The organism is Natrinema versiforme, assembly GCF_005576615.1.
Taxonomy (GTDB): domain Archaea; phylum Halobacteriota; class Halobacteria; order Halobacteriales; family Natrialbaceae; genus Natrinema; species Natrinema versiforme_A.
Map to the genome: position 1 here is coordinate 2,722,327 of NZ_CP040330.1, position 25,676 is coordinate 2,748,002.

General features: G+C 65.2%; 25 protein-coding genes. 14 read left to right on the forward strand and 11 right to left on the reverse strand.

Annotated features, from left to right (window positions below):
* Positions 1–23: 23 nt before the first annotated feature.
* Complete coding sequence (locus tag FEJ81_RS13350) at positions 24–878, reverse strand: 3-hydroxyacyl-CoA dehydrogenase family protein (RefSeq protein WP_138245753.1); 855 nt, start codon at positions 876–878, stop codon at positions 24–26.
* Positions 879–1,007: 129 nt separating this feature from the next.
* On the opposite strand from FEJ81_RS13350, the gene FEJ81_RS13355 reads away from it, so the two are divergent.
* The 3 genes from FEJ81_RS13355 to FEJ81_RS13365 all read left to right on the forward strand — a co-directional run bounded on the left by FEJ81_RS13355 (position 1,008) and on the right by FEJ81_RS13365 (position 3,686).
* Positions 1,008–1,796 carry a hypothetical protein gene (locus FEJ81_RS13355; RefSeq protein WP_138245754.1) on the forward strand — a complete coding sequence of 263 codons (789 nt, stop codon included), beginning with the start codon at positions 1,008–1,010 and terminating at the stop codon, positions 1,794–1,796.
* Positions 1,797–2,020: 224 nt separating this feature from the next.
* Positions 2,021–2,815, forward strand: a complete 795-nt coding sequence (locus FEJ81_RS13360; RefSeq protein ID WP_138245755.1) for a class I fructose-bisphosphate aldolase — start codon at positions 2,021–2,023, stop codon at positions 2,813–2,815.
* Position 2,816: 1 nt separating this feature from the next.
* Entirely contained in the window at positions 2,817–3,686 is an 870-nt protein-coding gene (locus FEJ81_RS13365) for a class 1 fructose-bisphosphatase (RefSeq protein WP_138245756.1), read from the forward strand.
* 4 nt (positions 3,687–3,690) lie between these two features.
* Here the strand turns inward: FEJ81_RS13365 and FEJ81_RS13370 are convergent, their stop codons facing one another.
* Together FEJ81_RS13370 and FEJ81_RS13375 are read right to left on the reverse strand one after the other, a co-directional pair.
* Entirely contained in the window at positions 3,691–3,948 is a 258-nt protein-coding gene (locus tag FEJ81_RS13370) for a hypothetical protein (protein ID WP_138245757.1), read from the reverse strand.
* Between the two features lie 71 nt (positions 3,949–4,019).
* A complete protein-coding gene (locus FEJ81_RS13375; protein WP_138245758.1) occupies positions 4,020–5,192 on the reverse strand; it encodes a hypothetical protein in 1,173 nt (390 codons plus the stop codon).
* A 532-nt stretch (positions 5,193–5,724) separates the two neighbouring features.
* On the opposite strand from FEJ81_RS13375, the gene FEJ81_RS13380 reads away from it, so the two are divergent.
* The 3 genes from FEJ81_RS13380 to FEJ81_RS13390 all read left to right on the forward strand — a co-directional run bounded on the left by FEJ81_RS13380 (position 5,725) and on the right by FEJ81_RS13390 (position 9,363).
* A complete protein-coding gene (locus tag FEJ81_RS13380; RefSeq protein ID WP_138245759.1) occupies positions 5,725–7,530 on the forward strand; it encodes an acyl-CoA carboxylase subunit beta in 1,806 nt (601 codons plus the stop codon).
* A 221-nt stretch (positions 7,531–7,751) separates the two neighbouring features.
* Positions 7,752–8,102 carry a DUF5658 family protein gene (locus FEJ81_RS13385; protein ID WP_138246790.1) on the forward strand — a complete coding sequence of 117 codons (351 nt, stop codon included), beginning with the start codon at positions 7,752–7,754 and terminating at the stop codon, positions 8,100–8,102.
* 139 nt (positions 8,103–8,241) lie between these two features.
* The gene (locus FEJ81_RS13390) at positions 8,242–9,363 is read left to right on the forward strand and encodes a DUF7537 family lipoprotein (RefSeq protein ID WP_138245760.1); all 1,122 of its coding nucleotides are present in this window, start codon (positions 8,242–8,244) and stop codon (positions 9,361–9,363) included.
* An 11-nt stretch (positions 9,364–9,374) separates the two neighbouring features.
* Here the strand turns inward: FEJ81_RS13390 and FEJ81_RS13395 are convergent, their stop codons facing one another.
* From FEJ81_RS13395 to FEJ81_RS13405, 3 genes are read right to left on the reverse strand one after another with little or no spacing between them, the layout of a single operon-like run.
* A complete protein-coding gene (locus tag FEJ81_RS13395; protein ID WP_138245761.1) occupies positions 9,375–10,010 on the reverse strand; it encodes a PH domain-containing protein in 636 nt (211 codons plus the stop codon).
* Entirely contained in the window at positions 9,988–10,626 is a 639-nt protein-coding gene (locus tag FEJ81_RS13400; protein ID WP_138245762.1) for a PH domain-containing protein, read from the reverse strand. The genes FEJ81_RS13395 and FEJ81_RS13400 overlap by 23 nt, the downstream gene beginning before the upstream one ends.
* Positions 10,627–10,631: 5 nt before the next feature.
* Positions 10,632–11,153, reverse strand: coding sequence for a MaoC family dehydratase (locus FEJ81_RS13405; protein ID WP_138245763.1), 522 nt, complete (start codon positions 11,151–11,153; stop codon positions 10,632–10,634).
* 166 nt (positions 11,154–11,319) lie between these two features.
* Between FEJ81_RS13405 and FEJ81_RS13410 the strand changes: the two genes are divergently transcribed.
* Positions 11,320–12,027 (forward strand): DUF2270 domain-containing protein, encoded by a 708-nt coding sequence (locus FEJ81_RS13410; protein WP_138245764.1) that lies wholly within the window; start codon positions 11,320–11,322, stop codon positions 12,025–12,027.
* A 44-nt stretch (positions 12,028–12,071) separates the two neighbouring features.
* Here the strand turns inward: FEJ81_RS13410 and FEJ81_RS13415 are convergent, their stop codons facing one another.
* Positions 12,072–13,472: an NAD-dependent succinate-semialdehyde dehydrogenase gene (locus tag FEJ81_RS13415; RefSeq protein ID WP_138245765.1), complete on the reverse strand. Its 1,401-nt coding sequence runs from the start codon at positions 13,470–13,472 to the stop codon at positions 12,072–12,074.
* Between the two features lie 120 nt (positions 13,473–13,592).
* On the opposite strand from FEJ81_RS13415, the gene FEJ81_RS13420 reads away from it, so the two are divergent.
* Positions 13,593–13,805 (forward strand): hypothetical protein, encoded by a 213-nt coding sequence (locus FEJ81_RS13420; protein WP_138245766.1) that lies wholly within the window; start codon positions 13,593–13,595, stop codon positions 13,803–13,805.
* Between the two features lie 268 nt (positions 13,806–14,073).
* Here the strand turns inward: FEJ81_RS13420 and FEJ81_RS13425 are convergent, their stop codons facing one another.
* Both FEJ81_RS13425 and FEJ81_RS13430 read right to left on the reverse strand, forming a co-directional pair.
* Complete coding sequence (locus tag FEJ81_RS13425; protein WP_138245767.1) at positions 14,074–15,360, reverse strand: Cdc6/Cdc18 family protein; 1,287 nt, start codon at positions 15,358–15,360, stop codon at positions 14,074–14,076.
* A gap of 232 nt (positions 15,361–15,592) precedes the next feature.
* Positions 15,593–15,841, reverse strand: a complete 249-nt coding sequence (locus FEJ81_RS13430; RefSeq protein WP_138245768.1) for a sporulation control protein — start codon at positions 15,839–15,841, stop codon at positions 15,593–15,595.
* Between the two features lie 623 nt (positions 15,842–16,464).
* Between FEJ81_RS13430 and FEJ81_RS13435 the strand changes: the two genes are divergently transcribed.
* The 3 genes from FEJ81_RS13435 to FEJ81_RS13445 all read left to right on the forward strand — a co-directional run bounded on the left by FEJ81_RS13435 (position 16,465) and on the right by FEJ81_RS13445 (position 19,584).
* The gene (locus tag FEJ81_RS13435) at positions 16,465–17,322 is read left to right on the forward strand and encodes an HpcH/HpaI aldolase/citrate lyase family protein (protein ID WP_138245769.1); all 858 of its coding nucleotides are present in this window, start codon (positions 16,465–16,467) and stop codon (positions 17,320–17,322) included.
* Between the two features lie 108 nt (positions 17,323–17,430).
* Positions 17,431–18,687 (forward strand): Glu/Leu/Phe/Val family dehydrogenase, encoded by a 1,257-nt coding sequence (locus FEJ81_RS13440; RefSeq protein ID WP_138245770.1) that lies wholly within the window; start codon positions 17,431–17,433, stop codon positions 18,685–18,687.
* A 126-nt stretch (positions 18,688–18,813) separates the two neighbouring features.
* The gene (locus FEJ81_RS13445) at positions 18,814–19,584 is read left to right on the forward strand and encodes a DUF6517 family protein (RefSeq protein ID WP_138245771.1); all 771 of its coding nucleotides are present in this window, start codon (positions 18,814–18,816) and stop codon (positions 19,582–19,584) included.
* Positions 19,585–19,668: 84 nt separating this feature from the next.
* Here FEJ81_RS13445 and FEJ81_RS13450 read toward each other — a convergent pair whose 3' ends face one another.
* Positions 19,669–20,811, reverse strand: coding sequence for an acyl-CoA dehydrogenase family protein (locus FEJ81_RS13450; RefSeq protein ID WP_138245772.1), 1,143 nt, complete (start codon positions 20,809–20,811; stop codon positions 19,669–19,671).
* 92 nt (positions 20,812–20,903) lie between these two features.
* Positions 20,904–22,085, reverse strand: a complete 1,182-nt coding sequence (locus FEJ81_RS13455; RefSeq protein WP_229504711.1) for a DUF7544 domain-containing protein — start codon at positions 22,083–22,085, stop codon at positions 20,904–20,906.
* A 201-nt stretch (positions 22,086–22,286) separates the two neighbouring features.
* Between FEJ81_RS13455 and FEJ81_RS13460 the strand changes: the two genes are divergently transcribed.
* The 3 genes from FEJ81_RS13460 (at position 22,287) to FEJ81_RS13470 (ending at position 25,649) form a co-directional block, all read left to right on the forward strand.
* Positions 22,287–23,096, forward strand: coding sequence for an RIO1 family regulatory kinase/ATPase domain-containing protein (locus FEJ81_RS13460; RefSeq protein WP_138245773.1), 810 nt, complete (start codon positions 22,287–22,289; stop codon positions 23,094–23,096).
* 93 nt (positions 23,097–23,189) lie between these two features.
* On the forward strand, positions 23,190–23,708 hold the full coding sequence (locus tag FEJ81_RS13465; protein ID WP_138245774.1) for a hypothetical protein: 519 nt from the start codon (positions 23,190–23,192) through the stop codon (positions 23,706–23,708).
* A 408-nt stretch (positions 23,709–24,116) separates the two neighbouring features.
* Positions 24,117–25,649, forward strand: a complete 1,533-nt coding sequence (locus FEJ81_RS13470; RefSeq protein ID WP_138245775.1) for an aldehyde dehydrogenase family protein — start codon at positions 24,117–24,119, stop codon at positions 25,647–25,649.
* Positions 25,650–25,676: the final 27 nt, after the last annotated feature.

The window sequence follows — 25,676 nt, forward strand, 5'->3', positions numbered from 1 at the left end:
CCGGGCAGTGAGAGGGCGTTCACTCACTCGTATTCGTAGAAGCCCGTCCCCGTTTTCTTGCCGAGGTCGCCGGCCTCGACCTTTCGCTTGAGCAGGTAGGCGGGCTTGTACCGGTCACCCAGTTCCTCGTGGAGCGTTTCGGAGGCGTGGAGACAGACATCCAGCCCGATATGATCGGCGAGGGTGAGCGGTCCCATTGGGACGTTCGTGCCGAGTTCCATCCCGCGGTCGATGTCCTCCTTCGAGGCGACGCCCTCGTCGTAGGCGCGGATCCCCTCGTTGATCCAGGGCATCAGGATGCGGTTGGTGACGAAGCCGGGCTTGTCGTCGGCCTCCCACGTCGTTTTTCCGAGATCCTCGGCGATGTGGTGGGCCAGTTCGGTCGCCGCATCGGTCGTCTTCTCGCCGACGACGACCTCGACACCCTCCATGATCGGCACCGGGTTCATGAAATGCAGTCCGATCACGCGCTCGGGGGCCTCGAGATCGCTCGCGATCGAGGTGATCGAGAGCGTACTCGTGTTCGTCGCCAGCAGGACGTCGTCGTCACAGACCCGCTCGAGGTCGGCGAACACCTCCCGTTTGACCTCGAGCTCCTCGAGGGCGGCCTCGACGACGAGGTCGCAGTCCCCGAGATCCTCGAGGAGCGTCGTCCCCTCGATCCGGTCTCGGACGGTCGACGGGTCCTCGCCGAGGTCGCCGCGGGTCGCGAGTCGCTCGAGGCTGTCGTCGATGGTATCGAACCCGTTCTCGACGAACTCCTGTTCGATGTCGCGCATCACCACGTCGTAGCCGTTGGTCGCCGCGACCTGTGCGATGCCGCTGCCCATCGTTCCCGCGCCGACGACGCCGATCCGGTCGATCTGCTCGCGAACCATACGGGCGCTACCTCGGTCGCGGCCGTAAGCGTGCTGGTGTCGGAGCCACTGAAGTGGCTACGATACGGGACGCGCCGAGGATAAGTTTCAAGACGGGACAGTGTGAGCTACGGACAACCGGTGGATCGCGTGAGCAAGAAAAACGCCGTCAGCGACGCGGGGACGGGCACACCAGCCGAGAGCGAGGGAGAGGGGAGCCGTATCGTCGATATCGGCATCACCGTCGACGTGAGCGACGACGGGAACGCTGTCGTCGATGCCGGCGGCCGCGACGATGTCGAACTCGAGTTCGACGAGGACGACCTGCTCGAGGCGACCGACGCTGTGGCTGAGACCGCAGCCGACACAGCAGTCGATACGGACGACGACCCCGACGGAACGGCGGAGACGGAGACGGATGCGCCGATCGAACCCGACGAGCGCGACGCGCTCGAGGCGGTCGATATCGATCCGGACGCCATCGCGGACAAGGAGTACTCCTACCGGATGTTACTGGATCGAGGCGTCGCGGAACCGATCGCGGACACCCTCCGCCGGCGGTACTCGCTGCCGTGGTCGTTCGAGAGCGACGGCGACCTCGAGCGACGCTCGGACGAGGTTCGGGGCCTCGGCGACGCCGAACGCGAGTGGATCGCCGTCAGCGGGGACGAGGACTGGCAGGCCTTCGAGTACGAGCACTCGGGACCTATCGCCGTCGGCCGAGAGCAACCGTCGGAGCGGCCGTATCCCAGACCGACGCCGATCACGGCGGTTACGGGGGTCGGACCCGACGACGCCGACGCGCTGGCCGAAGCCGGCGTCCGCTCGGCGGAGCGACTGGCGACGATCGACGCGATGACGGTCGCCGGCGTCCTCGATCTGAACGTCCTGCACGTCCGGACGTGGCGGCACAACGCGCGCGAACAGCTCGGCAACTGAGTCGCCGGCGACTGTTCTGATTCGGCGCATTCTCGCGATTCGAGCGTTCTGACGCCGACTCGAGGCGATCGCTCTGAACACGACGCGTGTTCCTTTCGAACCGATAGGTTTCAGTTCGATACAACGATTCGCCACGGAAAACCGGCCATATTACTACTTTTATACTCAATTTCGATAATCCGGACCATCAGAGATTTATAGCGGCCTGTTGGACCGTCTAACAGATGATTCCGATCGACGACTCTCCGATCGTTCGCGACGGCAAGTCACTGATTCTCGCGATGGACCACGGACTCGAGCACGGGCCCGTCGATTTCGAGGAAGTACCGGAGAAACTCGATCCGTCGACCGTCTTCGAAACGGCGACGCACGACGCGGTCACCTCGATCGCCGTCCAGAAGGGGATCGCGGAGGGCTACTACCCGAGCTACGAGGACGATGTCAACCTCCTGGTGAAGCTCAACGGGACCTCGAACATGTGGATGGGCGAGCCCGATTCGGCGATCAACTGCTCGGTCGACTACGCGGCCGAGATCGGTGCCGACGCGGTCGGCTTTACCGTCTACAGCGGCTCGAACCACGAGGTCGAGATGTACGAGGAGTTCCGCCGCGTCCAGGAGAAAGCCCGCGAGTACGACCTCCCCGTCGTCATGTGGTCCTACCCGCGCGGACAGGGGCTCAAGAACGACACCAAGCCGAGCACGATCTCGTATGCGACCCGCATCGCACTCGAGGTCGGTGCCGACATCGCGAAGGTCAAGTACCCCGGCAGCACCGACGCCATGGAGCACGCCTGCAAGGCCGCGGGCGACATGAAAGTCGTCATGAGCGGCGGCTCGAAGACCTCCGACTACGACTTCTGTTCGACCGTCGAGGCCGCTGTCAACGCCGGCGCGAGCGGCCTCGCCGTCGGCCGCAACGTCTGGCAGCGCGAGAACCCGACCACGATCCTCGACGCGCTCGAGGAGGTCATCTACGAGGAGGCCACCGCCGACGCCGCACTCGAGGCCGCCGACTAGGATGACGGTGTCAGATCCAGTCGTCGAGAGCGTCGTGGCGACGATCAGTCGCTCGGCGACCGAGATCCGACAGGGGCTGATCGGCCGACGCGGGACAGTCGACGAGGAGAATCCCAGCGGCGAGACCCAAGCCGAGGCCGACGTCTGGGCCGACGAGTTGCTCGGCGATCGACTCGCCGGAATCGACGGCGTCGGCCAGTACGCGAGCGAGGAGCGAGCCGACGTCGTCGACTGCGGCGCGGATCCGTCGGCGTCGGATAGCTACGCCGTCGCCGTGGACCCGCTCGACGGCTCCTCGAACCTCAAATCGAACAACACGATGGGGACGATCTTCGGCGTCTACGACGCCGCCCTCCCGGCTCGCGGCGAGACCCTCGTCGCCGCCGGCTTCGTCCTCTACGGACCGATCACGACGATGGTGATCGCGACCGACGAGACCGTCACCGAGTACGAACTCTCCGGCGGCGAGCGCACGGTCGTCGACCGCGACGTGACCCTCCCCGCGGAGCCGGTCGTCTACGGCTTCGGCGGTCGCGTCCCCGACTGGCCCGCCGACTTCCGCGAGTACGCCCGCGAGATCGAGTCCGAACTCAAACTCCGCTACGGCGGCGCGCTGATCGGCGACATCAATCAGGTGCTCACCTACGGCGGCACCTTCGGCTACCCCGCCCTCGAGTCCCGTCCGGACGGCAAGCTCCGGCTGCAGTTCGAGGGGAACCCGATCGGCTACGTCGTCGAGCGAGCCGGCGGGCGCTCCTCGGACGGCACGCAGTCGCTGCTCGCCGTGGAACCCGACGAGTTACACGACCGGACGCCGGTCCACGTCGGGAACGGCGAGCTGATCGAGCGACTCGAGGCGACGCTCGCGTAACGGCTCAGTCCTCGCCGTCACCGTCGCTGGTGGTCCGGACCCACGCCGGCGTCACGGTGACGTAGGTCCCGACACCGATCACGAGCAGCGTGTAGAACGCCCAGCGGGGCCACGCCGTCTCGAGGAACAGGAGCGTCAGGAAGAGGATCCACAGCGAGACGGCGAGCAGGTCGCCAAGCAGTCTGAGAAGGCCGCGTGCAGCGGAACTGACGGTGCTTCGATTGCGACCGGCGTCCGTCGAGCGGGCGGTGTCGTTACTCATCTGCGGTCGGGTCGATCGATTCGAGCGGGCTCGTCGGCCCGGTATGAGTTCTGTCGTCGATTCCGCGGCGGTTAGAAGTGGTAGCCATGTTTCTCGGTCAATCGGTAGGCACCGACGCCCCAGACGTAGCTCTGTCCGGGCCACCAGGTGCGGGCGTTGTTGAACCCCGCGACGAGCACGTCGCCGTCCTCGCTCTCGGGGTCGCGGTGGTAGCTCACGGAGCCGCTGTCGCCGTCGGTCAGATCCATCTCGCCGCCCCAGCGGATCTGCCCGCGACGACAGAAGTCGTCGGTGAAACAGGTGACGGCGTCGACGCCCTGAATCTTGCCCGTCGTGTGGCCGCTCAGGGCACCGACCTTCTCGAGTTCCTCGTCGCGAGCGACGAGATCGGCGAGGCCGAACTTGGTGTACTGCCCGCGGACACGGGGTTGGGACGGCGCGTCGATCCTGCTCGCGGGTTCGACTTCGCCGGTAGGGACGACGGCGGCGATGTCCTCGACGGGATGATAGTCGGTGACGGTCCCGATTTCGAGCGTCTCATTGCCCTCGCGGGGCAGCAACAGGGAATTGCCGGTCGTGTCGCTATCCTCGCCAAAGGCGTGGTCCGCCGTCACGAAGAACTGCCGCTCGCCGTCGGGGTGGTACAGCGCCGGCCCGAGCGTCGCCATGCTCGAGGCCGTCTCGCAGGCGACGCCGCTGGGGACGCGGCCGTCCGCGGTGAGATCGGCGATTCGCGGCTCCCTGGGCTCGGCATCGTCTTGGATGTCGCCGATATCGATGATCGTCTCGGAGTTGATGTCGATCCCCTCCGCGAGCTCGTCGAGTAACTGCCCCAGGGAGTGGCCGTCGCTCGAGAGGCCGACGGAGACGGTGGCGGTCCCGCTCTCGTAGCTGCCGGGGATGACCGCGCTCCCGAGGTAGCCGGTGAAGGCGCGGCGGGCTAGCAGGTCGTTGATCTCGAAGGCCTTCTCGACGGCGGCGTACCACTCCGCGGGGACGTGGCGCGTTCGGTCCCGGACCGACCACGGATCGTCGGGGTCGTCCCTGACGAGAGCAGTGACGACGGGGACCTCGCCGTCGTCGGCCGCGAGGAAGTCGTCAACGCCGAGCCACTGGGCCATGCCGACGGCGAACCCGCCGGTGACGACGGTTCGCAGGAACTCTCGCCGGTCCATTCCCGACTCGAGTCGATCGCGAAGCGTCGCGAGTCGCTGCACGAGACGCCCGGAGTGTGCTATCGACATACCGCGATACTGATGTTCGGTCGCTGTGCGCCCCGCTCCGTCGAATCGTCTGTTCACGGACACGGGATCGATAACCGTCAAAATGAACGGCAAAATTGACGAAAGGGGTTCTGCCTGCAGCTGCCGCCGAAGGTAGTATTCCCGATATACGGCGGTTTCGATGCGTTTCCGCCGAATTTCGGAATTCGACGGTCCGCCCACGAGACGGCGGCCATTCCCACTGGAAATACCCCGATATAATAGCTGCACGACTGAACGCAAGCGTTCGTGTCACGTGCCCGGTCAGTACGTATTGTCTCCGTGTTGGTGACCGCGGAGGCAGAACGCACCTCTCGATCGGTTCGCGCCGGCCGCGATGACGCAACCTCCTCATCCCCTCGCGGCGAGCGCCGATGATCAGTGGCGATCGATTCGGCGCGGACCGTTCTCTCCTTTCCATCTCTGTGCCTCGAGCCCCGAGCCGACGGCCCGCTCGCTCGAGCGATCGCGAATCGGGGAAAACGGTATCCGGTCGCCCGACACAGGCAGTAGCATGCGAGTTCGTATCACGGCCGGTGCCGACGGCGAGGAGGCTGCGGCGATCGCGGCCGCGCTGGCCGATCACGTCGGCGAGACGGTCGAAGTCTACTGCGGCGACGAAAGTGATCCGACGGCGGTCCACGAGATCGACGGGGAGCCCGGCGTCCCGGCCGACGAGGGAACGACGGCCAGCCCCGGTGCGGAGACCCACGACTCCGGCGATGACGACGACCTCGAGCCGACCGAGCGCGAGCAGCGACTGCGGGAGGAAATCGCGGACATCCTCGAGGGTGGTCCCGAGAAGTACAGGGACCAACTTGCCGAGGAGGGGAAACTGTTCGTCCGCGATCGGCTCGAGCTGTGGTTTTCCGGCGCGGACAGCGAGTTGCGCTTCGAGGACGGCACGTTCGCGGCGTTCGACGACTGGCACTCGAGCGGGGCGAACACGGACGAAGACACCGACGACCGGCTGCCGGCGGACGGCCTGATCACGGCTGCGGCGACCTTCGAGGGGCGGGACATCCACGTCATGGCCAACGACTACACGGTCAAGCGCGGAAGTATGGCCGCCAAGGGCGTCGAGAAGTTCCTCCGGATGCAACAGCGCGCGCTCAAGACCGGCAATCCGGTGTTCTACCTGATGGACTCCTCGGGCGGCCGGATCGACCAGCAGACCGGCTTCTTCGCCAACCGGGAGGGGATCGGGAAGTACTACTACAACCACTCGATGCTCTCCGGGCGGGTGCCACAGATCTGCGTGCTCTACGGCCCCTCGATCGCCGGCGCGGCCTACACGCCGGTCTTCGCGGACTTCACGATCATGGTCGAGGGGATGTCCGCGATGGCGATCGCGTCCCCGCGGATGGTGCAGATGGTCACCGGCGAGGACATCGACCTACAGGAACTCGGCGGGCCGCAGGTCCACATGCGCGAATCGGGGTCGGCGGACCTGATCGCCGACGACGAGGAACACGCTCGCGAACTCGTGGCCCAGTTGATCACCTACCTGCCTGACAACGCGGACGAGACGCCGCCGAAACGGGAGCCGACCGCGCCCGCGAAGTCGCCGGACGGCATCGACGCGATCGTCCCACAGCAGCCAAACCGGGGGTACGACATGACCGACGTTATCGACCGGATCGTCGACGCGGGCTCGTACTTCGAGTTACGCCCCGATTACGGTCCCGAAATCGTCACGGCCTACGCCCGGATCGACGGCCGGCCGGTCGGCATCGTCGCCAACCAACCTGCCCACCGCGCCGGCGCGATTTTCCCCGACGCGGCCGAGAAGGCCGCGGAGTTCATCTGGAAGTCGGACGCGTTCAACATCCCCTTACTCTACCTCTGTGACACGCCCGGCTTCATGGCCGGCTCGCAGGTCGAGAAAGACGGCATCTTAGAGCAGGGCAAGAAGATGATCTACGCGACCTCCTCGGCCACGGTCCCGAAACAGACCGTCGTCGTCCGCAAGGCCTACGGCGCGGGTATCTACGCGATGGGCGGGCCCGCCTACGATCCCGAGAGCGTGATCGGGCTGCCCTCCGGCGAGATCGCGATCATGGGGCCCGAGGCGGCGATCAACGCCGTCTACGCCCGCAAGCTCGCCGAGATCGACGATCCCGACGAGCGCGAACGGATGGAAAAGGAACTCCGCGAGGAGTACCGCGAAGACATCGATATTCACCGGATGGCCAGCGAGGTCGTCATCGACGAGATCGTCCCGCCGAGCGCGCTGCGCGAGGAACTGGCCGCCCGCTTCGACTTCTACGCCGATCTCGAGAAGTCGCTGCCCGACAAGAAACACGGAACGATTCTCTGACGGGCCGGCTGGCCGACAGCGAGGCGGCCCGTTCATCACCTTCTCACCCGCGAGTCCGAACCGAGACCGCTCTGTGCCGCTCGAGCGGCGCGAAGCGGCGGTTATGACGGCTTACCGACGACGGAGCGGCCCCTACGCTTGGCATAACAATACCCCGCGTGATGGAATCGACGCTCGTTCCCGACGGCGCGACGAGCCGGTTCGATTCCGGCGGGGGGCCTATGAGTTCCGAGGGCGCGTTCCTGCGCCATCGTTTGCCGGGCGACGTGACGCCCGTCGACCTCGAGCGGCTGCTCTGGGCGGTCGTGATACTGGCCCTGCTCGCCGACGTGGTGACGACGTTCGTCGGCCTCCACGTCGGCCTGTCCGAGTCCAATCCCGCCGCTCGCGGGGCGATCGAGAGCCACGGGCTGGGCGGGATGCTCGCGCTGAAGGGCTTCGCCATCGGCGTCGGGTTGGTCTGTCGGCTCCTCCTCGAGCGGGAGTACCGGCCGATCGTCCCCGCCGGGCTCGCGCTGCCGTGGCTGGCCGCCGCGGTGCTTAACGTCTACACGATCGCGAGCGTTCTCTGAGGTCCGTGGCGATAGGGGCGGACCAAAGCTCCATCCCGAGTCCGTTGCTTCGAGCAGTCGGACGACTTGGGTCCCGGGATCGACTGTACTGTGTGCTGTCATCAATAGATTTATCTTCTGATATAGAAACTATAGTCGTATGACAAATAGAACGACGAGACGGCGGTGGCTCCGCGGCTGTGGCGCGCTCAGTGTCGTCGGACTGGCCGGCTGTCTCAGCGACGATATCGGCAGTTCCGAGACCGACGACGGACCCGAGGGCGAATCGACCGATCTCGAGTTTCCGCCGGGGTTGAGTAGTGACGGCATCGACGACCCGGCGGCGCTGTTCGACGCTCACAGAAGTCTGGTGACGGCAACGTCGTTTACCGGCGAGTACGCGATCACGGTCCGACGGACGGACGAAACCACAGACGAATCGACGACGACGGCGCCGGATTTCTTCGAGGTTCGTTCCGAACCCGGCGCCGAACGCCTCGAAAAAACCACGTTCGAGGGGCCGGACGGGAGCGACGTGGACCACGCCCTCTACATCGACGGTGACCGCGGCGCAACGAATACCAGTAACCATGTCACGGAGCGCACTGCCGGTGAGTTAGTCGAGGCGTCGCTCAACCCGATGGAATCATGGGTACGGATCGCCGACGGCGAGTACGACGGCACGGAGACGATCGGTGCCGAATCCGTCCACAGCGTCAGCATCACGGGCCTTGAGGAACAACACGTTCCCGACGACGAACTCGACGAGGAGGGATCGATCCTCGTCGACGAAGACGGCCTGATTCGGCGATTTCGAGCGGCGCAATCCGGGGTACGGAACGACACGCGCGTCGAACTCGAGGCCAGCTTCGAATTCAGCGGGATCGGCGAAACGACCGTCGCGGAACCCGCATGGGTCGACGACCTCGAGGAAACCGGCGAAAAACGGTTCGAGGTCGAGCCCGGTAGCACGGTCGACTTCGCGGGTGAGACTAGCGCGTGGGTCGGGCGCGAACCGTCGGCCATCGCCGGCGTCGAGAACCCGACGCTCGTCCTCGAAGAAGGGGAATCCTACACGATCGGCTGGTCATCCGGTGACGGCCTGGCACATAACATCGAAATTCGGGATGAGAACGACGAGGTCGTCGACGACTACGAAACCGAGGTAACGACCGATCCGGGCCCTGATCAGTTTCTCGACATTATCGCGAGCGAAGAGATGGCGAAATACGTCTGTAACCCGCACGAACCATTGATGAACGGCGATATCGAGGTCCGCTGAGCGGGGGCTGATTACGGGTTCCGCTCGAGGCCCAGCCGCCACTCCCGGACCTCGGCGAGGACCGCTTCCCACTGGTCGCGCCGGCCCGGGATCTCGCTCCCCGTCAGACGCTCGCGTTCGGCCTCGAGTCGGTCGCGAATTCGGCCCGGTTCCTCGACGTTCCAGAACGCGAGTTCCGAGCCGCCGGCGGTCTCGATCGTGACGGTGCCGTAGCCGACGATCCGGCCGATCGGGTCCTGCTCGACGGTCGTGTTCTGGATCCGCTCGAGGGAGACGATTCGAACGGTCCGCCCGAGGACGCCGTGTCGCGTGGCGGCGACCGTCTCCGTGACGACGAACGCCGTTCGCGAGACGCGAGCGTACTGCCACAGCGCCGGCGCGAGGACGACCGCCAGGCCGGCGACGGCGACGGCGACGATCGGAAGCACATCGACGACGACCGCGGCCAGCAGGGCGACCGCGCCGACGAGTGCGAGTGCGGCCCACGGGAGGACGGTCTGGATTCGCGGACCGGCCTGCCAGCGGATCCGGTCGCCGTCCTCGAGCGGGAGCCACGGGGGAGCCGACGCGGACGGATCGGCGGCCGACGGCGTCTCGTCTCCACCCCCGGCCGGCCCGCCGGCCTCAGATCGACTGATCCTCGTCATACTCGTAGGACTGGCGGTCGTCAGCTGGCTGGGCTGCGGATCGGTTCTCGGTAGACGACTGACCGGCCGACCCGTCTTCGACGGCCGTTCGAATCGCTCGAAGTTCGGTGAGGATCTCCTCGAGCACGTCGTCTTTCGTGCGGTCGTCGGCGGACTCGCCGCGCTCGCGTTTGATCCGTTCGCTGATCCGCTGCTGGACGGCCTTCGGGTCGGGAACCGAGTTGAACGCCATCTCGACGCCGGAGCCGCCGGCGGTGCTGACCTCGACGGTACCGTAACCGAAGTGCGTTCCCAGCGCGCTCTGGCTGTAAGAGATGTCCTGGACCTTCTCGTGTTCGATCCGCTTGACGTCCCGCGAGAGCACACCGGTCTTCTTGTACAGCGCGCGGTCCGTCACGACGTAGTGGGTGTTCGTCACGCGGAGGTACTCGCTGACGATGATGACGACGCCGATCAGGACGATCGCCAGCGGAATCCCGATCGCAACGGCCGGAATGAGCGTCCGCCGATCCGGGCCGCCGGCCCAGATGATTTCCTCGTCGTCATCCAGCGACAGCCACTCGAGGTCCGCGGTGGCGGGGCCTGCAACGTCGGACGCTTCTGATTCGGTGCTCATCGCGATCACGCACCCTCCCCGTTCGCGTGCTCGTTGCCCGCGTTTCCATCGTCCGTGTGGTCGCTGACCGCGTGCTCCCGTTTCAGCGAGAGCACCGTCCTGTCGAACTCGCAGACGAGCGGTTCGTCCGGATCGTTCGCTTTGAACGCTTCGACGTGCATGGTGACGATCCCGCGCTCGCCGTCGCTGGTCTCGCGCTTGTCCGTGACCGTCGACCGGGCGCGGATCGTATCGCCGTGGAAAACCGGATTCGGGTGCTCGACGCTGTCGTAGGAGAGGTTCGCGACGATCGTCCCGTCGGTCGTCTCCGGGATCGAGACGCCGACGGCCAGCGACATCGTGTAGAGGCCGTTGACCACCCGCTGACCGAACTCGGTGTCGGCCGCGAACTCGGCGTCGAGATGGAGGGGCTGCTGGTTCATCGTCATATCACAGAAGCGCTGGTTGTCGCTCTCGGAGATCGTCCGCCGGCGCTCGTGGTCGATGGTCTCGCCGACCGAAAACTCCTCGTAGTACAGTCCCGTCATGCGTTCGAAATCACGCAGATCCTACAAAAACGTGGCGTCGTCCCGGGCTCCAAACGCGTACCGGAGACGTACCCGTGGGGCGTGTGACCGCTAGGAGCGTGACCGGTATCGGCCGGCATGGTGCTGCAACAGACACTTTTCTCGCGTACTCGTTGCTCCAGACGAGATGAGCCGCGATCGAGACGAGTTCGATCCGGAAGCGCCCGACGAACGCGAGATCGGTCGCGAGATGGTCGATGGGAGCACCGGGCTCGGGTCCGTCGTCGCCCACCTCTACCGCGGCGAGGTTGACCGAGCGGTCAACTGGCGGACGCGGCTCGATTCGACGACCAACTGGGCGGTGACGGTCATCGCGGGCATCCTCGCGTACGCGTTCTCGAGCGAGGATACCGCACACTCGATCGTCCTAGTCGCGATCCTCATCGGCATCGTGTTCCTGCTGATCGAGGCCCGCCGGTACCGACGGTACGACATCTGGCGCTCGCGCGTGCGGACTATGCAGGAGAACCTCTTCGCGAACGCGCTCGACCCCACCGAAGGGATCGAACAGCGCGACTGGCGGCCCCAGTTGAGCGAGGACTACAGGGATCCAGCTGTGAAGATGCCGCTCCGAGACGCGCTCGCCCATCGGCTCAGACGGGTGTACCTCCCGCTGTTGGTCGGCCTCCTGCTCATCTGGCTCGTCCGGCTGAGCGGCGAAGACGTCTCGCTGGTGCGGGCCGCTTCCGTGTCGAGTACGCCCGGTTGGCTCGTCATCGGCGCCGTCGCCGCGGTGTACCTCTCGCTCGTCGCGATCGCCGTCTGGCCCGACGCGGGAGCCGTCACGGAGACGAGCGACGAGGGTGATCGCGGCGACCTCGAGCGGGGCGAGTGACCGCGGCCGAGACACCGCGATCCGAGCGACCGCGGCGTTCAGCGTTACTCGACCATCTCCGTTTCTTCGCCGGCGTCCTGCTGGACCCAGATGGTCTTGGTGTTCACGAACTCCCGGATGCCGTGTCGGGCGAGTTCGCGACCGTAGCCCGAGTCCTTCACGCCGCCGAAGGGCAGCCGCGGATCGGACTTGACAAGTTCGTTGACGAACGCCAGCCCGGATTCGAACTGGCGGGCGACCCGCTCGCCGCGCTCGAGATCCTCGGTCCAGACGCTCGCGCCGAGGCCGAAGCGGGTGTCGTTTGCCTTCTCGATCGCGGCGGCCTCGTCCGGGACCCGGAAGACCGTCGCGACCGGGCCGAACAGTTCCTCCTGATCCGCGGGCGCGTTTTCCGGGACATCCGTGAGTACCGTCGGCGGGTAGAACGCGCCGTCGCGGTCCATCGGCTCGCCGCCGAGTTTGATCTCGCCGCCCTGATCGACCGTCTTCTCGACCTGCTCGTGGAGGTCCTCCATCAGATCCTCGCGGGCCTGCGGGCCGATATCGGTGTCGTCGTCCATCGGATCGCCCACGACCTGCTCGTCCATCGCCTCGGTGAACCGATCGACGAACTCGTCGTAGACATCCTCGACCACGATGAACCGCTTGGCCGCGATACAGGACTGGCCGTTGTTGATGAGTCGGGCCTGTACCGCCGTCTCGACCGTCTGCTCCATCGGCGCGTCCTCGAGCACGACGAAGGGGTCGCTCCCGCCTAACTCGAGGACGTTCTTCTTGAGCTGGCTGCCGGCCGTTTCGGCAACCGCTCGGCCTGCCCCGTCGCTGCCGGTGATGGTGACGGCTCGAATGCGGTCGTCCTCGATCACCTCGTCGATCTCGCTGGAACTGATCAGCAGCGAGGTGAAGGCACCCTCCGGGAACCCCGCCTGTTCGAAAACGTCCTCGATGGCCCGCGCACAGCCGGGGACGTTCGAGGCGTGTTTCAGCAGGCCGACGTTGCCCGCGGCGAGGTTGGGGGCGGCGAAGCGGAACACCTGCCAGAACGGGAAGTTCCACGGCATGATGGCGAGCACCGGGCCGAGCGGCTGGTAGGCGACGACCGTGCGGGCGCTCTCGTCGCTCGCGACGACCTCGTCCTGTAGGTGTTCGGCGGCGTGTTCGGCGTAGTAGTCACAGACCCACGCGCACTTCTTGACCTCGTCGTGGGCCTGTCCGATGGGTTTCCCCATCTCCTCGGTCATCAGGTGGGCGTACTCGTCCGCGTTGTCCCGGAGGACGTCGGCCGCCCTCGAGAGGAGCCGCTGGCGGGCCTGAATCGGCGTATCGCGCCACTCCTCGAAGGTCTCGTTCGCCCGCGCTAGGTGTTCGTCTCGCTCTTCGGTCGATGTCTCGTCGAAACTGTCGACCACGTCTCCCGTCGCCGGATTCGTACTCTCGATGGACACGCGGGAACCGACCACGACGAACCGCTTAGTACGCAGGGCTGCCAACTAAAGGACGAGTCGGACCGTCACGGTCGTTCGTACCACACAACCCCTATACTCCTCGAATTCCTAGAAACGGCAATGTCAACGCAGACCCAGCACGACGATTCACACCCGCCGCCAGCGCAGCGAAAGACCGTCCTCTTCTGTCCGGACTGTGGCCACGAGAGTCCGATCACCGGCGACTGGGAGACCGCGACGGCCGACGGCGAGCGGTTGCTCGTCTGTACCGACTGCGGTTCGGTCGTCGACCGCCGATCGCGACGCCGGTCCGACCTCGCCGAAGCAGTGTAACACCGATTACGACTCTTTTTCGTCGGTCGACGCGAGCGGTGTCCAGATCGCAACGAGGGTCCCCCACCCCTCGTTCAGACTGAAAACCGTCTCGAATGGGTGGGGTGGGGCGGGGTGGGTGTGGGTAGTTGGAGGTGAGTGAGGGGGTGGGCGGTGAGGGAAATGAGTGGTAGATGAGTAAGTGAGTGGGTGGTCGGTGAGAGGACAGTGGGAGAGTAGTTGATGGTGACTAGGTCGGCACGAACGGGATCCCGACCCAGCGGTCGTCCTACGAAAACGACTCGAGGTCGACGTCGCGGTCCGCCGTCGACGAGTCCCGCTCACGGAGGTGATCGTACGTCGGCAGTTCCTCGAGCGAGGAATCGCGGCGGACGGCCTTGACGATGTGTTTCGGATCGGTGACGAGGCGGTGCAGGAGGTAACTGCCCTGCGACCGACCGCCGCCGGTTTTCTCGGACTCGATGACGCCGAGGAACGCCTGTTCCTTGAGTTGGCGGTAGAGTCCGTTTTCAGTGATCGGATCGTTGGCGACCAGTTCGCAGATTCCGACGTAGCGCTCGTAGACCTCCCGGGTCTTGTAGGTCTCCCGATCGCCTGTAATGATGCGGCTCGCGAGCGCGTACAGCGCGAGTTTCGCGTGGACGGTCGCACCGCTGGTGAGTTCTTCGATGCGGTTGATCTCGGCGACCTCCTGTGCCTGCTGGATGTGGTCCTCCGAGACCGTCTCGCTGCCGGTGCGACGTGCGAGTTCGCCGGCTTCCTTGAGGATCTCGATCGCCTTCCGCGCGTCTCCATGTTTCTTCGCGGCGAGGGCCGCACAGAGTTCGATCGTGCCGCCCTCGAGCACGTCGGGCTGGAACGCGTCCTCGCGATTGCGCATGATCTCCCGGAGTTGGGACGCGTCGTAGGGATGGAAGAACAGTTCGCGGTGGCCGAAACTGCTGTCGATCCGTTCGTCGAGGGTCTCCCGATACTGGACCTTGTTGCTGATCCCGATCACGCCGATGTACGCGTCGGTTTTCCGGGCTTCGCGAGCGCGGGAAAGCTGCATCAGAATGTTGCTGTTGTCCAGTTTGTCGATCTCGTCTAAGATGACGATGACTGCGTCGAAACACGCCTCGAGAATGCGCCAGATGTGCTGGTAGTACTCCATCGTTCCGACCCCCCGAAGCGGGATGTTCTGTTGGTAGTCGGTCTGGTCTTTCAAACTGAGCGCCAACTGGCGCGTCGTTCGGGTTTCCGTGTTCGCCTCGGAGCAGTCGACGTAGAGCACGCCACAATCGATGTCGTTGCTCCGGGCGGCGTCTTGGGCTCGAGTCGCGACGTGCCGGGAGATGAGACTCTTTCCGGTTCCCGTCTTGCCGTAGAGCATCACGTTGTTCGGCGGGTCGCCGCGCGTGATCGCACCGACCTCGGCCGCGACGGACTGGATCTCGTCGTCGCGCCCGACGATGCGGTCCTCATCGGGGACGTGACCGACGTGGAGGAGTTCCTTCCGATTAAAGATGGGGTCGTGAGATTCGAAGAGCGGGTCCCCACCCGTCTGCTCAGCCATGTTTCCGTTCTGGAAGACTGTCGTTATAAATCTATGGAAGGTAGTTCAGACTGATAAGCACAGCATAGAGGATCGATAGCACCCGTATAAGCCGAATTTGGTGCAATCACCCCACTCAGCCGGATGCAGACTGAACTCGCATCGTGAGCGGTCCACACCCCTCGTTCAGACTGAAAATGCGAACCGGTGAGGATGCGAGACGAGACCGGTCGGACGGAGACCGCTGCACTGGTTACGGCGGTGTCCCTGATCGGTTTCGAGCGGCCCCGAGGCGATACAGCGCGATCGCGATCGCTTGGACCAGTAGAATCAAAAGGACGCTGTCCACGAGAAAGACAGCGACGACACTGCAGACGAACGCGACGATCGCGATAAGCAGCGGAGAATGGCGGTTGTGAACCGCGGCTTCGCGGTAGACGAACCGTGCGATGATCCCTTGGAGCCCGAGATAGACGACAAATCCGAGTGCGATCGCAGGCATATGGTTTCGTTCCTGTCATACCGTATATCTTTTGTGTCTTCTCGCCGGGTGGCTCCCGCTGCGTCTACAGCACGACTGCCGACTTTCAGAAGATCGATACACGAGCCACGATTTGCCGCTCGAGCCACTCTATCGGCAGATTCCCGTCTCAGATTGGCCATTGATCGAACAGAAGCCCGCAGGAATGGTTCGGAATCGCCGGCAGTCGTCGACACCCCGCCCCCGCTCGGACCCGTTTTCACTCTGAACGGGGGGTGTGGGTCCCATCACCGTCGCTTCGCCGCCGGAGTACCCCTCGTGCAGAGTGAAAAACATTGCAACCGCAGTCGAGGTTTCACTCTGCACGAGGGGTGGGAACGATTTGCGCACCGAGCAGCACTGCTCATCGCTTCGGTCACGAACCACCCCCACGTGTCGACGCGCCTTTCACTCTGCACGAGGGGTGTCCGTCACCGAACGGGTCACTGTCCGCGTGAGACCGTCTATGATCCGTTCGACGGTCGCAGCCCCGGTCGGGTTCCCACTCGAGTGCGCTCCTCGAATCGAATATTCGAGCGGTCGTCGACGCGTCGAAACGCGCTGCCACACCGACGCCTTTGACCCTGGACGACCGAGATGAGGACATGGTTCGCAGAAGCGTCCTGTTCACGCCCGGTGATCGACCCGATATGTGCCGGAAAGCGCCCGAGTCCGGAGCGGACGTGATCGTCTTAGACCTCGAGGACGCCGTCTCCCCCCAGCGAAAACCAGAGGCCCGCGAGGCCGTTCGGGATGTGCTGACCGATCCCGACTTCGATCCCGAGTGTGAGGTCTGCGTTCGAGTCAACGCGGCGGAATCGACGCTCAGGGACGACCTCGATGCCCTACTGGGAGACGGCACGGAACTCCGGCTCGATAGCGTCATGCTCCCGAAGGTCGGCTCGGCCGACGACGTCCACGCGCTCGTCGACGAACTCGGTACGTACGAGACGATGTTGCCCGTCTTCGCGCTGATCGAGAGCGCCGCCGGCGTCCTCGCGGCACCCGAAATCGCGGCCGTGTCCGCGACCGACGCGCTGGTGTTCGGCGCGGAAGACCTCTCGGCGGACATCGGGGCGACCCGGACCGCGGCGGGAACCGAGGTGCTCTACGCGCGGGAACGCGTCGTGCTCGCGGCGGCGGCCAATGAGTGTACCGCGATCGACACCATCGTCTCCGACTTCAAGGACGAAGACGCATTGCGCGAGGACGTCGACTTCGCGATCCAGTTGGGGTACGACGGCAAACTGGCGATTCACCCCGCGCAGGTCGGGCCGATCAACGAGGCGTTCACGCCCTCGGCCGCGGACCGCGAGTGGGCGACCCGCGTCCTCGAGGCCAAACGCGAGGCCGACGCCGCGGGACGGGGCGTGTTCGCGGTCGACGGCGAGATGATCGACGCGCCGCTGATCGCCCGCGCCGAACGGATCATTGAGCGGGCAGAAGCCGCCGAGGAGGTCTGACCGAACGATCAATATAAAAGGTACTTTCAAGGATCAAACTGGACGGGTGGCCCATTCCATGATAGATATTCGCTACGCTTATCCCTCGGTCGCCGGAACCCACTGCGTATGAGCGATGATACCAACCCATTCGAAAGCCTGCAGTCGCAGATCGACGACGCTGCGGCGTACCTCGACATCGGCGACGATGTGATCGAGCGGCTCAAACACCCCGAGCGAGTGCTCGAGACCAATCTCACGATCGAACGCGACGACGGCGACCTCGAGCGATTCACGGCCTTCCGCTCGCAGTTCAACGGCGACCGCGGTCCCTACAAGGGCGGCATCCGCTATCACCCGCAGGTCTCCCGCGACGAGGTCAAGGCGCTCTCGGGCTGGATGACGTACAAAACCGCGATCGTCGACATCCCGCTCGGCGGCGGCAAAGGCGGGATCGCGGTCGATCCGGACGACTACTCCGAAGCGGAACTCGAGCGACTTACCCGCTCGTTCGCGAAAGAACTCCGCCCGCTGATCGGTGAGGACCGGGACGTTCCCGCACCCGACGTGAACACGGGCCAGCGGGAGATGAATTGGATCAAAGACACCTACGAGACCCTCGAGAACACGACCGAGCCGGGCGTCATCACGGGCAAGGCACTCGACTCCGGCGGGAGCGAGGGCCGCGTCGAGGCCACCGGTCGCTCGACCGTCATCGCCGCGCGCGAGGCCTTCGACTACCTCGACAAGGATCTCGAGGGCGCGACCGTCGCCGTGCAGGGCTACGGCAACGCCGGCTGGATCGCCGCCAAACTGATCGACGAGATGGGCGCGACCGTCGTCGCGGCCAGCGACTCGAGCGGCGGTATCTACAACCCGGACGGGTTCGATCCGGTCGCGGCCAAGGACTACAAGAACGAGACCGGCAGCGTCGTCGGCTACGAGGAAAGCGAAGCGGAACTCACCAACGACGAAGTCCTCACCCTCGACGTCGACCTGCTGATCCCGGCCGCGCTCGAGAACGCGATCGACGCCGACCTCGCCGAGGACGTCGAGGCGGACGTCATTTCCGAAGCCGCGAACGGGCCGCTGACCCCCGCGGCCGACGAGGTCCTCGAGGAGAAAGACGTCTTCGTCATTCCGGACATCCTCGCGAACGCGGGCGGGGTTACCGTCTCGTACTTCGAGTGGGTCCAGAACCGCCAGCGCTTCTACTGGGCCGAAGAGCGGGTCAACGAGGAACTCGAGACGGTCATCGTCGACGCCTTCGACGCCCTCGTCGAGACCTACGAGGAACACGACCTCGAGAACCCCCGAACCGCGGCCTACGTCGTCGCGATCCAGCGGGTCGCCGACGCCTTCGCGGAAGCCGGGAGCTGGCCCTGATTCGGGGACCGGTCGTCCGCGGCCCAGAACGATCGGTCCGTGCGGGCGCGGCCGATTTCCTTTCGTATTGACAGACGGTCGCCGTTCCAACAAACACTTACCAACTGAACCGCCATTTCTCAGGAAATGAATCGACGAACCGTACTCGCTGGCGTCGGAGCTACAGGCCTCGCCGGCCTCTCGGGCTGTCTGGGACTGATCGGCATGGACGAACACGAGTCCTCGCCCGCCGGGGTCGAGGCCGACGCGCGATCGGCGACCGGCTACGACCAGATCGGTATCGAGGAGGTCGTCGTCGAACGGGAGGTCGGGCCCCTCTCCGAGGAGATCAGCGTCACGAACTACAAGACCACCCACGAGAAGGCAGTGGATATGGGGCCGCTGGGCCGACAGCGCGGTGCCGTCTTCATCGTCCTGACGACGCCGCAGGTCTCCCTGCTCGGTCGGGAGTTCAACCCCGTCGAGGAGATGTCCGCCACCGAACTCATGGAACTCGTCGCGAGCAACTACGACGGGCTCGGCGACGTCTCCCCCGACGAGGAGTTCTCCGTCTCGCTCCTCGAGGAGGAGACGACCCGGTCGCGGTTCACCGGCGAGGCCCAGTTCGACGGAGCGGATGTCGACGTCGATGTCCACGTCAGCGAAGCCGTCGAGGCGGGCGAGGATCTGCTCGTCAGCATCGGCGTCTATCCCCGGCAACTCCGCGGTCAAGAGGAAGACCGCATCGTCTCGCTCATGGAGTCCGTTACCACCGACGTCGACGAGGACGCCTCGAGCGGGGATTCCGGTTCCGACGGCGACGGCGGCAACGAGAGCAGCGACGACTCGGGGAGCGGAAACGAGACCAACAGCAGTGACGGCAACGAGAGCGACGGCGACGACGGCATCCTCAATTAAGCCGGTCCGGCGACCGGGTCGACCGCGAGAGCCGCTCGGCGTTCGTCAGCCGCGCCGCCTCGAGCCCGTAGCCGCCGGAGTCGTCTACAGGCCCAATTCCCGGCCGATGACCACGTGTTGAATCTCGCTGGTCCCCTCGCCGATCTCCATGAGCTTCGCGTCGCGGTAGAACCGCTGCGGCGCGAAATCGGTGGTGTAGCCGTAGCCGCCGAGGACCTGGACGGCGTCCTCTGCCACCTCGCGGGCCGCCTCGCTGGCGTCGAGTTTCGCGAGCGCGGACTCTCGGGTGACGGGATCGCCCCGATCGTACGTCCGCGCGGCTCTGTGCGTCAGCAGTCGCGCTCGCTCCGTCTTGCGGTGCATGTCGACGATTGTGTCCCGAACCGCGTCGAACTCGCAGATCGGCTGGCCGAACTGCTCGCGCTCTTTACTGTAGGCTTTGGCGTGTTCGTAGGCCCCCTGTGCGAGCCCCGTCGAGAGCGCGGCGATGGAGATGCGACCCCCGTCGAGGGTCTTTTTCGTCTGTTCCCAGCCCTCGCCTTCCTCGCCGAGCAGGCGGTCCTCCGGCAAGCGCACGTCCTCGAGGGAGATTTCGCAGGTCGGCGAGGCGTTCAGCCCCATCTTGTCCCAGATCGTCGTCACCTCGAAGCCGTCGTCCTCGCGCGGATCGACGATGAACGTCGAGATGCCGTCGTAGCCTGCCGCGGGGTCCGTGACCGCTTTGACGAGGATCGAACCGGCCTCGGAGGCGTTCGTGATGAACTGTTTGGTGCCGTCGAGGACCCACTCGTCGCCCTCTTTCCGGGCGGTCGTGTCCATGTCCGACGCGTCGGAGCCGCTACTGGGTTCGGTCAGCGCCCAGCCGCCGACGTAGTCGCCCTCGGCGAGCGGGCGCAGCCAGCGTTCTTTCTGGGCCTCGGAGCCGAACAGTTCGATGGGTTTCGACGCGAGCGACGTGTGGGCGACGTAGGAAAGCCCGATCGCGCCGGAGACACGGCCGAGTTCCTCGGCGACCAGCGCGTACATGAGCGTGTCACCGCCGAGCCCGCCGTTCTCCTCGGCGATTGGGACGCCCATCATATCGAGATCGGCGAGCTGGTCGAAGATTTCGGCGGGGAACCGGTGCTCGTCCTCGATCTCCTGGGCGATCGGCTCGATCTCCCGCTCACAGAAGTCCCTCACAGTCTCCCGGATCATCCGGTGTTCGTCGGGCAGGTCGAACTCCATACGTGACACTTGTTAGCGCCCGAAATAAGCGCACCGACGATCCGCACGATCGCACGACGATAGCCGTCTCCCGCGACCCGTCGGAGACAGTTCTACCGCCAGCCGTCGTCCTCGTCGCGGTCGTTCGATCCGTCTCGGTCGTCCCGCCAGTCGCGACTGTCCGACCCACCTTGGTCGTCCGGCTCGCCGTCCCAATCGCCGGAGTCGTCCCAGCCGCTCGAGTCGTCCCGTCCGTCCGAACCATCCCGACCATCGGAATCGCCCCAGCCGGAGCCGTCGTCGGACTCGAACCCACCGGATTCGGTTCCGTCCCCGGCGTCGTCCCGCCCGGCCGATCCGAGACCGCCGTTACGGACCGCCTCGCGCCGGTCGGGGATGAGATCGAGATCGATGTCGGCATCGCCGAGGAGCAGCAATGCGTAATAGCGGAAGTACGCCGTGATCGGGACGTAAAACAGGAGGGCGAAGACCGCGAACAGCACGAGGCCGACGAGGGCGACCAGAATTGCCAGTACTAGGCCGATCGCATCGAGGGCGATGAACAGCAGGATCGCGACGATAGCGAACGGAATCGCCAGTAGCAACCCGCCGAGTCCGAGGACGAGTCCGGCGGCGATACCGACGATGAGCTGGAGGACCCAGACCAACAGCAGGTAGACGCCGTAATCCGCCCAATTCGCTCGTAGCGTCGCCCGGAACCGACCCCACGAGGCGAGCACGCCGCGGTCCTCGAGCAGCATGATCGGCGTGACGAAGTCAGTGGTGAATCGCATCACGATGCTGTAGATCACCCCCAGCACGAGCGCATAGAGGATGTAGAGCAGGAGGAGGGTGGCCGAAACGCCGTCGAGCCCGGATTCCATCGAGAGGATGATGGCCACGGCCGGGACGACAGCGAGGGCGCCGACCAGGACCTGGAGACCGAGTCGGAAGAGGAACAGCCACAGCCCCTTCCCGAGGTTCGCCGAGAAGTAGCGCCTGAGACGCACGTCGGACGAGCGAAGTGACTCGAGAAAGACGAACTCCATGACCGCGGCGACGAAATCGTAGGCGAGCCCGAGCACGAGAACGACCGCGAGGATAGCAAGCACCCAGAAGAGCACGTCGTCGACGGGAAGGTCCGTGGATCCCGTCGGCTGTTCGCCCTCGAACGTCGGGTCATCGGTGCTCGCTCCGAAATTGCCGGGAAATCCCATCCCGCCGATCCCGAACGAACCCACGAAAAAGACGACGAGCGCGAGTTTGAGCCACGTCCCTTTCCGAACCGGTGTCAAGCGGTTTCACGTGACATCGATCGCATCGCCGAGATCGTCGATAGCGTCCATATTACTCGACGATACTTTCGCAGAAGTGATAATAATACTGTTCTGACGAGCAGTCAGCGAACGGGACGAGCAATCGGTCGGTCGACGGCAGACACGTTCCCCCGGCAACACTTCGAGGAACATTTAACCACAACCGCCGACAGTGCGAGTATGGATATCCGCCGGCTCGCACGAGGATCCGTCGAGTGGAGCCGCATCGAGCGTGTCGTCCGCACGCTGGCGGATCGCTACGACCGCGACTGCGTCCGCGTCGAGTTCCTCGAGGCCGACAACTGGCTCTCGACGCCCTGCGTCATCGACGACGAGTGGTTCGTCAAGATCGTCTCCCGGCAGAACGCGCTGGTCCACGCGGTGCTGACGACCGGTCGCAACGTCGGCGCGTTCTCCGCCGGGAGCGAGGGGTTTTTCGACCGCTTTGATACGCCCCGCGAGATGGTCGAACACGAGTACGCGGCGACCGAGCGGATGCGCGAGATCGGCGTCAACGCGCCCCGACCGATCGACGCTTTCGAAGTCAACGGCCTCGGCGTGCTCGTCCTCGAGTACCTCCCCGACTTCCGGTCGCTCGACGATGTCTCGGACGACATCGTCGCGGGACGAGCGCCCGAACTGTTCGCGATGCTCGCGACCGTCCACGAGCACGGGCTCGCCCACGGCGACCTGCGGGCCGAGAACATCCTTCTCTGTGACGGCGAGTTCTACTTCATCGACGCCACCAGCGTCAACGACGACCGCGTCGACGAGACCACGGCCTACGATCTGGCCTGTGCGCTGGCGGTCCTCGAGCCCCGAATCGGTCCACGGGACGCCGTCGACGCGGCTGCGACGGCCTACGGCCCCGACGTATTGCTCTCCGCGCGGGAGTTCCTCGACTTCGTTCGGCTCCGACCCGATCACGAGTTCGACTCGACGACCCTGCGGAGCGAACTCGAGAAGGCGGCCGATCTGGGCGGGCAGTGACCGAAGGACGACCGGCGGTCGATCGGAACAGCGGCCACAACACAGGCCAGTGCAGGCACCACGGGTTTTCACGGGGTGGCGCTATGGTCGCGCATGTGCGCAACGTTTACCGACGACGATATCGGGAAACGGGTCGAAACCGCCGGCGGCGACCGCCTCGGCACCGTCAGGATGACCGAGGCGGGAACGGCGTACGTCGACGCCGACGAGGGCGCGACGAGCGCGATCCAGTCGATCCTCGAGTGGGAGGACGACGAGGAAATCGTCCCGCTGGACGCGAGCGCTGTCGACGAGGTCACCGACGACGCGATTCGACTCGAGGGAAAGCGCGACTCGCTCGCGGCGTCGGACGAGGGAACTGATCCGGTCATCGAGCGCGACGAGAGCACCGACGCGCGAGACGACAGCGACGAACAGCGGACGATGGGGCCGCCGTCCGGAACGCCCGACGAGCCGGCCGCGAGCGAGGAGGGTCGGACCGGCGAGGGCCTCGAGCCCTCGACGGAGGGGATGACCGAGGCGGGTGACGAACGCCACGAGGATTTAGAGGACGCGCCGCCGGAGGGAGAGCGGACCGTGACCGAAGACCGCGGGAAGGAAGAGGAACGATAAGTGAGCGTGCGAACTTTCCATTAGTCGATACCGTATTCCTCGTCACGGTACGGATCATATCTTCGGCCGCAATTATCGCATTCATAGAATTGTATCCGCCATCCCGGCGTCGTATAGTGTGCTGAGTACGTCTCACGCTTCCCACAACGTGGGCAGATAGTTGGTGGTGACGATTCCATCACTGGTAATGACTAAATGTACCGCGATAAATTCGTTCCCTGTACTGAGCACGTAATCCGAATCTCTTCGTTGCTCGGCAGACAGAGCGAATCTCCACAGTGGTCACACGGCTGTCGTCGAGCGTGTTCATAGCAGTGACTGTCTTTCCTCGAGTCGAGCACCATCCACCCGATTCGGGGCGTGTGAACCACCATCAAGATTTTCACCGCTGCCGCCGTCCGATCTAGTATGAGCCAGCAACTCACCGAACAGGTACACGGCCACTACATCGGCGGCGAGTGGACCAAAGGAGACGAGGACACCTTCGAGAGCGAGAATCCCGCCACCGGGGAGACGCTGGCGACCTTCCAGCGCGGGACCGAAGCCGACGTCGACGCGGCCCTCGAGGCCGCCGAGGACGCCTTCGAGGAGTGGCGCGCCCTGTCCTACATCGACCGCGCGGAGTACCTCTGGGACATCTATCACGAGCTACGGGAGCGCCACGAGGAACTGGGCGAGATCGTCTCGAAGGAGTGCGGCAAGGAGATTTCCGAGGGGAAGGCAGACGTCACCGAAGCGTGGCACATGGTCGAGTGGGCGGCGGGCAACGCGCGCCACCCCCACGGCGACGTGGTTCCCTCGGAGGTCGCGGGCAAGGACTCGTTCATGCGCCGGAAACCGCGGGGCGTCATCGGCTGTATCACGCCGTGGAACTTCCCGGTCGCGATCCCGTTCTGGCACATGGCCATCGCCTTGGTCGAGGGCAACACCGTCGTCTGGAAGCCCGCCGAGCAGACGCCGTGGTGCGGCCAGATCATCGCCGAGATGATGGACGACGCCGGGATTCCGGAGGGCGTCTTCAACATGGTGCAGGGCTTCGGCGACGCCGGCGCGGCGATCACGGACGACGCCCGCGTGGACACCGTGCTCTTTACCGGCTCCGCGGAGGTCGGCCACGAAATCGCCGGCAAGGTCGGCAGCGAACCCGGCAAACTCGCGGCCTGCGAGATGGGCGGCAAGAACGGGATCGTCGTCACCGAGGAGGCGGATCTGGACATCGCCGTCCACTCCGCCGTGATGAGCTCGTTCAAGACCACGGGTCAGCGCTGCGTCTCGAGCGAGCGCCTGATCGTCCACGAGGACGTCTACGATGAGTTCAAAGCGCGGTTCGTCGACATCGCCGAGGATATCGCGGTCGGCGACCCGCTCGAGGCGGATACGTTCATGGGGCCGGCCATCGAGGCCGACCACGTCGAGAAGATCCGACAGCACAACGACCTCGCCCGCGAGGAGGGAGCGACCGTCTTGGTCGATCGGTTCGAACTCGAGGAGAGCGAGATTCCGGAGGGGCACGACGGTGGTCACTGGGTCGGCCCGTTCGTCTACGAGATCGACTACGAGTCCGACCTGCGCTGTCTGAACGAGGAGTGTTTCGGCCCGCACGTGGCCCTGATCGAGTACGCGGGCGATATCGAGGACGCGGTCGAGATCCACAACGACACCCCCTACGGGCTCGCGGGGGCGATCATCTCGGAGGACTACCGCCAGATCAACTACTTCCGCGACCGCGCGGACATCGGGCTCGCGTACGCGAACCTGCCGTGTATCGGCGCGGAGGTCCAACTCCCCTTCGGCGGGGTGAAGAAATCGGGCAACGGCTACCCCAGCGCCCGCGAGGCCATCGAGGCCGTCACCGAGCGGACCGCGTGGACGATGAACAACGCCGAGGACATCGAGATGGCACAGGGGCTGTCGGCCGACATCAAGACATCGGAGGACTGAGCAGGTACTCGAGGCCGTCCCGTCACG